This is a genomic window from Corynebacterium sp. HMSC29G08, from assembly GCF_001806875.1.
Classification (GTDB): Bacteria; Actinomycetota; Actinomycetes; order Mycobacteriales; family Mycobacteriaceae; genus Corynebacterium.
On the sequence record NZ_KV786244.1, the window covers coordinates 18,934 to 28,384 of the forward strand.

Annotated in this window: 10 protein-coding genes; 5 read left to right on the forward strand and 5 right to left on the reverse strand. The window is 62.3% G+C overall.

Annotated elements, in window-relative coordinates:
* Nucleotides 1–5 precede the first annotated feature (5 nt).
* A complete protein-coding gene (locus HMPREF3101_RS06085; RefSeq protein ID WP_070463687.1) occupies nucleotides 6–986 on the forward strand; it encodes a hypothetical protein in 981 nt (326 codons plus the stop codon).
* A gap of 45 nt (nucleotides 987–1,031) precedes the next feature.
* Nucleotides 1,032–1,436: a VanZ family protein gene (locus HMPREF3101_RS06090; RefSeq protein WP_070463688.1), complete on the forward strand. Its 405-nt coding sequence runs from the start codon at nucleotides 1,032–1,034 to the stop codon at nucleotides 1,434–1,436.
* Here the strand turns inward: HMPREF3101_RS06090 and HMPREF3101_RS06095 are convergent.
* Together HMPREF3101_RS06095 and HMPREF3101_RS06100 are read right to left on the reverse strand one after the other, a co-directional pair.
* Nucleotides 1,411–2,781 carry an IS1096 element passenger TnpR family protein gene (locus tag HMPREF3101_RS06095; protein WP_070463689.1) on the reverse strand — a complete coding sequence of 457 codons (1,371 nt, stop codon included), beginning with the start codon at nucleotides 2,779–2,781 and terminating at the stop codon, nucleotides 1,411–1,413. The two genes, HMPREF3101_RS06090 and HMPREF3101_RS06095, sit on opposite strands and share 26 nt — an antisense overlap.
* 6 nt (nucleotides 2,782–2,787) lie before the next feature.
* Nucleotides 2,788–3,429, reverse strand: coding sequence for a pirin family protein (locus HMPREF3101_RS06100; protein ID WP_070463690.1), 642 nt, complete (start codon nucleotides 3,427–3,429; stop codon nucleotides 2,788–2,790).
* Between the two features lie 18 nt (nucleotides 3,430–3,447).
* On the opposite strand from HMPREF3101_RS06100, the gene HMPREF3101_RS06105 reads away from it, so the two are divergent.
* Entirely contained in the window at nucleotides 3,448–4,620 is a 1,173-nt protein-coding gene (locus tag HMPREF3101_RS06105; protein ID WP_246816666.1) for a multidrug effflux MFS transporter, read from the forward strand.
* A 10-nt stretch (nucleotides 4,621–4,630) separates the two neighbouring features.
* Here HMPREF3101_RS06105 and HMPREF3101_RS06110 read toward each other — a convergent pair whose 3' ends face one another.
* Both HMPREF3101_RS06110 and HMPREF3101_RS06115 read right to left on the reverse strand, forming a co-directional pair.
* Nucleotides 4,631–5,230 (reverse strand): response regulator transcription factor, encoded by a 600-nt coding sequence (locus HMPREF3101_RS06110; RefSeq protein ID WP_070463692.1) that lies wholly within the window; start codon nucleotides 5,228–5,230, stop codon nucleotides 4,631–4,633.
* Complete coding sequence (locus tag HMPREF3101_RS06115) at nucleotides 5,227–6,324, reverse strand: sensor histidine kinase (protein WP_070463693.1); 1,098 nt, start codon at nucleotides 6,322–6,324, stop codon at nucleotides 5,227–5,229. The genes HMPREF3101_RS06110 and HMPREF3101_RS06115 overlap by 4 nt, the downstream gene beginning before the upstream one ends.
* Nucleotides 6,325–6,414: 90 nt before the next feature.
* On the opposite strand from HMPREF3101_RS06115, the gene HMPREF3101_RS06120 reads away from it, so the two are divergent.
* Nucleotides 6,415–7,386, forward strand: coding sequence for an ABC transporter permease (locus HMPREF3101_RS06120; protein WP_070463694.1), 972 nt, complete (start codon nucleotides 6,415–6,417; stop codon nucleotides 7,384–7,386).
* Complete coding sequence (locus tag HMPREF3101_RS06125) at nucleotides 7,387–8,052, forward strand: ABC transporter ATP-binding protein (RefSeq protein ID WP_070463695.1); 666 nt, start codon at nucleotides 7,387–7,389, stop codon at nucleotides 8,050–8,052.
* Nucleotides 8,053–8,084: 32 nt separating this feature from the next.
* On the opposite strand, the gene HMPREF3101_RS06130 is transcribed toward HMPREF3101_RS06125, so the two are convergent.
* Nucleotides 8,085–9,221 carry an MFS transporter gene (locus HMPREF3101_RS06130; protein WP_070463696.1) on the reverse strand — a complete coding sequence of 379 codons (1,137 nt, stop codon included), beginning with the start codon at nucleotides 9,219–9,221 and terminating at the stop codon, nucleotides 8,085–8,087.
* Nucleotides 9,222–9,451: the final 230 nt, after the last annotated feature.

A 9,451-nucleotide genomic window follows, 5' to 3' on the forward strand; every position in this document is an offset into this window, starting at 1 on the left:
AATTTTTGACTGTCCCCGATGACTTTTCCCGATTCGAAGTAAACACCGCCGCTGAGCTTGCGGGTGCTAACGCGCAGCGTTTCCATGGCATCCAGCTTGTAGACGGCTACTTTGGCGACACCGACACCCCACACCCGATCAACGACCCCGCGGCGAATGGCTACAGCCACACCAAGGGCACGGGCAAGCTGCGTTTGGGCCAGGCGATTGCCTGGACGTTTGGCGTGTACAAGACCAACCCGAAGTTTTGGCTGGCTATCGGCCTGGTCATCGCGGTGTTGGGCGTTGCGGACCAGATCCCGGGGCTTGCGGTGCTTGGCCTGCTGTTTGCCATTGGCGGTTTCCTGTTGGAGCCGGTGTTTGTCAGCGCGGCGTTGCAGCAGACGCTAACGGCGCAGGTGGACAAGCTTAAGTCCCCCACCTACGGCAAGGCGTTGGGTGTCTCAGTGGTCAACCGCATGCTCGTTGGCATTGTTGGTTTGATCCTGGCCGCCATTGCGTTTGCGATCACCCTGGCCGTGACCGGCTTTGATCCGACTGTCTTTGCCGATTCCGCCACAATGACCCAAGAGCAAATGATGGCTATCGCCATGGCGGTCCTGCCCGCCGTGATCGTCGGCGCCTTGGTGCTGGCGCTGGTGGTGCCGTTTGCGGTGTACCCGGTGTACTACGCCGCGGACAACGCCGGCAGCTTCGGCTTCTGCCTGGGTGAAGGCATGAAGGCCGCCAAGCGCAACTACGGCACTACCCTGCTGCTCTTGCTGTTTAGCCTGGTTGTTGGCGTGATTGCCGCGATCCCGGCTGCGGCGGTTGACGTGATGGGCTTCAACGTGTGGGCGGGCGCGGGCCTGACCTTCCTGCTCACCGTGCTGCTTGCGCCGCTGGTCTACCTGGCGCAGGCGCACGCCTACCGACAGGTCTCCGGCGGGCCCGTCCCGCACGAGCCTGGCCTGAACGAGACTGGCCTGAACGAGGCCAGCTCCTAGCGCGTGGCTGCTAAACGCATAGGCGGTGGGCACAGGGTTTCTCCGGTGCTCGCCGTTTTCGTTTTCGCGGTGGTCTTCGTGCTCACCCTGGGCAAGGCCTACTTTTCAGTACCCGGCCTGTGGGAGGCCCAAGCGCACGAGGTGCGCCAGCTACGGCTGATTCCCTTTGAAACGTTCATCCACCCACGGGTGTGGTGGGGCCCCTGGTTCAACCTGTTTGGCAACATCGCCCTGTTTATGCCCGTGGGCTGGGTGTTCTTCCGCGACAGCGTGCGCCGCGCAACGCTGTGCGGCCTGCTGCTGAGCCTAGGCATTGAAACCGCGCAGTACGTGTTGGCGGTGGGCTATTCGGATCTTGACGATGTCTTGTGCAACACCCTCGGCGCGTACCTCGGTGCCCGCGCCGCCGCTGCTTGGTATGCGCCTAGATCCCGTGCTCGTAGAAGCTGAGCATGCGGCCAAACATGCGGCGAGCCTCCGCGGTGATCTCCATGTGCTTGGCGCTGTTATCCAAGGCCAGGAGGCCAAGCAGGAGCGTCACAACATCCGAGAAGTTCTCGGGCATGCGGCCTAGCTTGTTTTCAATGCCGTATTCGGTGCCCAGGTTGAACATGTTGCCCAGGGTGGTCAAGCTTTCACGCCACAGCGTTTCACCAAAGGCGTTTTCAAAGCCGCGCGCCCACTCCGGGATAAACACGCCGGTCATGTCGATGGCGTTGAGCAGATCAAACCCAAGATCTGAGACTTCCAGCGTGTTCTTGCTGGTCACCGCGATAAAGCCAGCGCCTTCCAACAGCTTGCGCACCTGGTGGACTGCCGGGATGGATGTCTCGGTTGGGCGGGAGTACCAGGACGTGATATTGAGCACGTCACTGATCTCCTGGACTACCGCGGAAGGCAACTGGCCTTTCTTAGCCGTGAGCTTTACCGGTTCGAGGAAGATCTCCATCAGGTCGCGCACAACGTCTTCCATCGTCGGCTCCTCGAAGGCGCCGGGGAAGTCAGGCATAAGGTGCGGCGGCGTCTGAGGGAAGTTCGCGAGGTCCTCAAACTCACCAAGCCGGGAATCAAAAAAGTCAGCTACCGCGGTCAGCAGGGTAGGGTTGCGGTCCGCTTCCGGGTCCGTCTGAATGATCTCGCGCAGATCCGGCCGCGAGTTCAAAAACTCTTCAAACTCTTCCGCCAAGTCCGCCTGGTTGAACGGTGCCTTAGCAAATTCCTCGCCGTAGAACAGTTCCTCCGCCGCCAAGCTGATACGCGTAGCCACGGCAACCGGGTCAGCCACCGTCAGCCGCTGCAGGATCCGCTCCGGGCTCATCACCGGCAGGTAGCTCAGCAGCAGGGGAGTGATCTCCATATTCGGTGCCAGACCTGCGGCGATACGGCGTGCCTCGATGCGGAACTTGGTCATCATCGCCGGACCATGCGTGGCTTCCACGATGTCGGGACCCGCTGCATCAACCAACGCCGGCGTCGGTGCGTCCAACTGGGTCGGGCCAAGCAGCTCAACGGCGATGTTCCAGTTCGCCGTCGGGTCATAGATGTAGGTCATCGGGGTGATGTCCCCAACGGTGATAGCTGTCTCGCTGAGCTCCCCCGGACCAGGGTGTGCCGTGTACAGCTTGCGGAAACCACCCTCACCCTGGGTGTACAGGTGCGTCGCCGCGCCCGAGAACCCAAACGCGGCGTCAATAACCGCGCTGAGGTGACCCAAGTGCATCGCCGAATCCACGTTCACGCAACGCGAGATCTCCGGGTCCGCGCCCTCCAAGGACAACAAGACAGTTACGTTCATGCTTTTCTACAACACCTTTCCCCCGAAGATGACCGCTCGGGCCTCTTCATTCCCCAGATTCTTTACGCCCCATGTGGCAGTACCAACGTCAGTGTAGCCAACAACACCACGCGGAACAGGCGTATTTTGCAACGCAATCTGATCACTTGCCGCAAGCAGGCCATATTCAAAGTCTGGCTCAAGCGTCATTGCCACCTCCGCGCCGGGTGCCAGGCGGATCTCCGCGGCAACCAGTGGGGAAGGGGGGACAACGGGGGAGGTCTGCCCAAACATGGAGCCAACAAACACGCGGGCCTGCCCCACACGCTTAGTGGTCACGCTGCGCAGGGTAAACGGCTCCGGCTGGTAAATCTCCACGGTGCTTTCTGCAGCAGCACCAGAGCTAGCACCAGAGCCAGCACCATCACCAACCACCGCATCGAGCTGCACACCGTACGCGGAAGGCCCTACGTCTACTAACACTTCACCCCCGGAGGTCACCACGGCGCCTTGCCCTGCAGCGACTGCCTCGGTGAGGTGGCGGCGGTCGGTGAGGGTAAACGTGGCGTGGATAGGCAAAAGCACCGAAAAACGCCCCGGCTTCGGCGCCAAGCGACCAACAGCTGCGAAATCCCATGCCCCAATGAGGCTCCCGTGAGTGTGGACCATGTGCTGTATGGTACCTGCGTGCACCAACTTTCAGCAGGACTCATGCTAACGCTGGCGATATTCTCATCCGCCGGCCCACTGTCTATTGACATGTACCTGCCCGGCCTGCCGCAGCTGCAGCAGGAACTGGGTACCACCCCCGGCGCGGTACAGCTGACCATCTCCGCGTTCATGATTGGCATGGCGGTGGGCAACCTGCTGTTCGGCGCAATTTCAGACGGCACCGGACGCAAGCGCCCCCTGATCATTGCCAGCGTCATTTTCTTCCTCACGTCGGTAGCCTGTGCACTCGCGCCGACCATTGGCACGCTGATCGCGGCGCGCTTCCTCCAAGGCCTGGCAGGCGGGTGTGTGATTGTGGTGTCGCGCGCCGTGGTGCCGGATCTAGTGCACGGCGTGGCGGCGGCCCGCGCGTTCTCCGCCCTGCAGGCGCTCTCCGGCTTTATGCCGGCGCTTGCGCCCGCGATCGGTGGGTTGCTGATTCCGTCGGTGGGGTGGCGCGGCGTGTTCTGGGTGCTGGCGGGTGTGAACCTGTTGCAGCTGGTTGTGGCGCTGCGCATACCGGAAACCCTGCCGGTGGAGAAGCGCTCTCCGGGTGCGCTCAGCGGCCTGGCCTCGCGCATTTGGCGCTGCCTGCAGCACCCGGTGTTTGTCGGCTACATGCTGGCCGGATCGCTCGGCTTCGGCGCATTGTTCGCCTACATCTCCGGCTCACCCCTGATCCTGCAGGTGCAGCTGGGTCAATCACCCACCGCCTACGCGTTCACCTTCGGTGCGATTGCGCTGCTGTTTCCCATCTCTAACGCTATGAACATGCGCGTGGTTCGCTCGGTTGCCCCCAGGAAGTTGCTGGTCTGCGCCTTGCTTATCGACGCATGCGTGACCCTCATCCTCATCATCCTCTCCCTGACCGGCCCAACTTTGGTCCCCGTGGTGCTGTGCCTTGCTCTCTTAGCCGTAATGTCCGGGTTTATCTCCGCAAACGCGTCCGCACTGGCCGTAGAAGAGATCAGGGCAATCGGTGCGGGCGCGGGCAGCGGCGCAATGGGCTTTGCGCAATTTTTGATCGCGGGCGTTGTCCCAGCGCTGGTCGGCCTGGGTTCCAACCACGCGCTGACCATGGCCGTGGTCTCGCTCGTGTGCGCCTGCGCGGCTTTGACGGGCCTGCAGGTGCTCACCCGCGCTCGCTAGACAACCCGCGCTAAATAATCCTGCGGTCCTGGGCCTGCTGGACCGCCGCGGTGCGGTTATCCACCCCCAGCTTTTCGTAGATGTGGATCAGGTGCGTCTTCACCGTGGCCAGCGAGATGAACAGTTGATCCGCAATCTGCCTGTTGGACGCACCTGTCTTCAACGCCTGCAGGATCTCAATCTCGCGTATGGAGAGGGCCTCGTTCGGGTTCATCACCCGATCTGCCAGCACGCCCGCTGCCTGGGGAGACAGCACACGCTCGCGCCGGGCGGCTTTCAACACAGCGTCGTGGAGGTCTTCCTCGGGGGCGTCTTTAAGCAGGTAGCCCAAGGCACCGGCCTCCATGGCAGCCACCACGTCAGACTGCGTGTCATACGTAGTCAAAATCAGCACCGGGGGACCACCCGCCCGAGTCAGACGCCTGGTCAAGTCGATGCCGCTGGCACCCGGCATCTGGATGTCCGTGACCACCACGTCCACACCGTCCGGCACCTCGGCGTTGCCATTATCGGCCTCGGCAACCACCTCAACGTCACCAAAAGAATTCAGTACGGCGCGTAAACCCGCGCGGACGACCGGATGGTCGTCTATAAGCATGATCCTGATCATTGTTCCTCCACAGGGACGCTGGCGGCGAGCACGGAGCCGTCGATAGTCAACGTGCCACCGACCTCAGCCAAACGAGCACGCAGGCCCTTAATACCAAAGCCTTCCTCGCCGATGATGCCATCACCGTTGTCATACACGTCCACCGTAGCCACACCACCAGAGCCGTCCCCAGAGACATCTACAGTGATCACCGCCAGATCCGCACGCGAGTGGCGCTCAATATTGCTCACACCCTCACGCACCACACGCTCAATCACACTGGCCGCCGGCTCCGGCACGTCCACATCCGCATTGACCTGCACACGAAGCGCGCGACCCAACGCGCGCTGGCGCTCCTCAGCACCTGCGGCAAGCTCCCGCAGCCGCGTGGGCAAAGGAGCCGCCGGGGGAGCGTTCACCGCAACAAACCGACGCGCCGCCGCCAAGTTCTCCGACGCAGTCGCCCGAATCGTATCCAAGGTGGCACGCGCCTTTTCATTACCACCCAGCTGCTTATCCAACGCCCGGCCCAGCAACACAATAGAGCTCAACCCCTGCGCCATCGTGTCATGCACCTCGCGCGAAAGCCGCGCACGCTCCTCAGCCACACCCGCGGCATGCTCCAGCGCCTTATACATCTCCGTTTCCTGCCGCAGCGCCTGGTAGGCGTACACAATGAACACCGCAAGCAGCGTGCCAATCGTCGGGCCAATAAAACCCGCCCAACCCGCATCCGGCACCGTGCGCCCAAGCGTTGCCGCCAACAACGCCGCCGCCACAGAAAGACCCAACCCGCTCGGCAACAGCAGCTGCGCCAAAATCACCAGCGGAAACTCCAACCACACAAACGCACTCGTGCGCACCCCAAGCGCCGCCCACAACGCAACGATCAGCGCCAGCCACGCATACGACGCCGCCCGTGACACCTCACGGCCCTGATGCGCCCACACCGTGCCCGCCAAATACACAGCAGCAAACGCCGCCACCAGGAGCAACGTCACCGAGTTCAACGCTTCTCCTTGGCTTGCGCTTAACAAGCCAACACCAAGCAGCACAGCCGTCAGCACGTGCAAGCTCACGCTCAACAAAACCAAAATGTGGTTGGTGGTCTTCACAACGCCCAAACCTATCAACCGAACGGTTGAGACAGATTTCAACCGCCCGCCCGATGTGGAAAACCCCAGGTCACACGCACAATAGGGGCCATGTTCCTAGCTTTAAGAGAAATCACAAACGCCCGCGGGCGTTTTGGGCTGATCGCCGGCACCGTTGCGCTGATCACCCTCCTGGTGGTCATGCTCACCGGTCTCACCGCGGGTCTTGGCAAGCAAAACACCTCCGCACTTGAGGCGCTTAACCCGCAATCCGTGGTCTTCCAAGACAACAACGACCCCTCATTTACCACCTCCCGCGTCGACGCCGAAGCAGGCGCAACGCCGCTCGGCACCGCACAAACCCTGCTCACGCGCGCTGACGGCACCGAAGAAGCCGTAGCCATCCTCGCCCTGCCCAAAGGCACCACACTTCCCGGCGGCGAAATCCTCGGCGACGGCGCCATCGCCTCAACGTCCCTCGACCTCGCCGCGGGCGAAGTGGTGGAGGTTGGTGGGCAGCAGGTGGGCGTCGATAAGCTAACTAGCCCCCTGGAATTTGCCCACTCACCCGTACTGTGGGTGCCAACCGAAATCTGGCAAACCGCCATGCACACCGACGCCGACGGCACCGTGCTCCTCGCCGCCAACGACAGCGGGCTGAGCCTGCGCGAATCCTTCGCCGGGCTGCCCGCCTACGGCTCCGAACAAGGCTCCCTGCTCATGATCCAAGGGTTCCTCTACGCCATCGCCGCGCTAGTCATCGTCGCATTCCTCACCGTATGGACCATGCAGCGCACCCGCGACCTGGCCATCCTCAAAGCCATCGGCGGCTCCAACGCCTACCTGCGTAAAGACGCCCTCGGCCAGTCCGCAATCCTGCTGGGCTTCGGCGTGATCCTGGGCACCGGCATCGCACTCGCCCTCGGCGCACTCGCATCCGGCACCGTCCCATTCACGCTCAGCACACTGACCACCGTCGGCCCGCCGCTCGGCATCTTCGCCCTTGGCATGGTCGGCGCCCTGATCGCCACCCGCTCGATTACCAACGTCCAACCCCAGCTCGCACTCGGAGGTATCGCCTAAATGCTCACCATGGAAAACGTCACCGTCACCTTCCAAGACGGCCAAGACACCATCACCGCCCTCGACAACGCCACCTTCACCGCCCGCGACGGCGAAATCACCTTCATCGTCGGCGAATCCGGGTCCGGCAAATCCACCCTGCTCTCCGCCGCCGCTGGCCTCATCACCCCCGACAGTGGCACCATTCTTATCGACGCCACCCCCGTCACCGACCACACCCGCCTCCACAGGATCGGCATGATCTTCCAACAGGCGAACCTCATCGGGGCGCTCAAGGTACGCGACCAGCTGCTGATCACCGACCACATGCGCGGCATCAAACCACGCAAGGACCGCGCCGACGAACTCCTCACCAAAGTCGGTTTGGACGGTCTCGGCGACCGCAAAATGCAGCAACTCTCCGGCGGCCAGCGCCAACGCGTCGGCATCGCACGCGCGTTGATGGGGGAGCCCTCGCTCATTCTTGCCGACGAACCAACCGCCGCCCTCGACTCCACCCGCACCGAAGAAATCGTCGACCTACTTCGCACACTGGTTGCCGACACCGGCGTCGCCTGCGGATTTGTCACCCACAACCGGTCCATGATCACCCCGGATGACGCCGTGTACGAAGTCCGCGACGGCCACGTCCAGCGCCTCGGCGCCCGCGAATCTGTGTTGGTTTAGTTGTGTGAGCTGGGTTAGCTGGGTTAGCTGGGTTAGCGCAGGCGCGGGCGCGAGAACCCGACCAACGTCACCAGCGCCGCCGCACCAAGCACCAGCGTGATCAACAGCGTGCCGCTTAAGTACCCCGCGTCCACCGTTGCCGCACCCAACGCGGAACCGGCGGCGATACCCACCTGGAACGTCACCACGTAAATGGAACTAGCCATGTCCTGGTTGCCCTTGCCAGCATGCATGAAGATTGTGGTCGCCGCCGTGGGCAGGGTGCCCGAGGACATGCCCAACAACGCAACCGCCACAAACATCAACACGCCGCTTTGTTGCTGGAGGGCGAGAAGGCCGGTGAACGCGGACGTCATTAAGAAAAGTGCATCAAAGCCGTTAAGCCGGATCATGCGGGCATCCACCCGGCGGCCCGCAACCACCACAAAGATAATGCCCACCACGCCATAGAGCGCCAAGCCCGGCGCGACCCACCGTTCACCAGCCGTATCCTGCAACAACAACGCCAGATACGTGAACGTGGCAAACAGCGCCGTGACCGAAAACGTCAGGTAAAACACCAACGACGGCAACGCCGACTTCGTCTTCTGCACACTTGTCGTCTTGGTCGGCAGTTTCGCCGGCATGCTCGGCAGCGTCTTCAACAGCAGCAGAAACGCCACAATCGCGCCAACACCAAGCAACCACGTGGCGTTGCGCCACCCAATCGCGTGGCCAACCGCGGTGGTCAGAGGAGCGCCCAGCACCGTCGACATCGTCGAGCCAAACGACACCGCCGCCACCGCTTTACCCATCTGACCCGTCGGCGCCAACCTCGCCGCCATCGGGTTCACCAGGGACCAAAACAACCCATGCGTAAACGCCGCCGTCACACGACCAACCACCAACATGAGGTAACTCGACGCGATGGCCTGCAACACAATGCCCGTTAACAAAAACGCCAGCGTGGCAATGAACAGCGGCCTGCGGTCCAGCCGCCGCGTGTAATGCATCAACGGGATGGTGACCACGGCAACCAGGCCCGCGTACACCGTCATAAGCAGGCCGATCTGGCCCTCGGTTACGCCCAGGTCAACCGCCATTGGCGAGATCAACCCAATCGCAAACATCTCATACGTGACGTATACAAACGCCGCGAAGCTCATCGCCATCAGCGGCACGATCTGCATCTGGGATTTAGGTGGTGTTGGTTTCGGTGTTGGTTTTGGTGTTGGTTTTGGTGTTGGTTTTGGCACGCTTGCACCATACGCGCCTTGGCGTGATGCGGCCCAAGTGTGGGGCGAGGTTTGACGGCGCCGGGTTTGAGGGCGCTGTACTGTCTTGGCCCGTTCTAGTCGACACAGCTCCGGTCGGATCCTGGTCCGACGAACGTCGTCTCATTCTGGTGTGCGCCGGTTGG

What these genes read in the sequence shown, in the direction of transcription:
- HMPREF3101_RS06120 (WP_070463694.1), top strand. Translation starts at nt 6,415, where the DNA reads ATGTTCCTAGCTTTAAGAGAAATCACAAACGCCCGCGGGCGTTTTGGG.
- HMPREF3101_RS06100 (WP_070463690.1), bottom strand. Translation starts at nt 3,429, where the DNA reads ATGGTCCACACTCACGGGAGCCTCATTGGGGCATGGGATTTCGCAGCT.
- HMPREF3101_RS06125 (WP_070463695.1), top strand. Translation starts at nt 7,387, where the DNA reads ATGCTCACCATGGAAAACGTCACCGTCACCTTCCAAGACGGCCAAGAC.
- HMPREF3101_RS06130 (WP_070463696.1), bottom strand. Translation starts at nt 9,221, where the DNA reads ATGCAGATCGTGCCGCTGATGGCGATGAGCTTCGCGGCGTTTGTATAC.
- HMPREF3101_RS06110 (WP_070463692.1), bottom strand. Translation starts at nt 5,230, where the DNA reads ATGATCAGGATCATGCTTATAGACGACCATCCGGTCGTCCGCGCGGGT.
- HMPREF3101_RS06095 (WP_070463689.1), bottom strand. Translation starts at nt 2,781, where the DNA reads ATGAACGTAACTGTCTTGTTGTCCTTGGAGGGCGCGGACCCGGAGATC.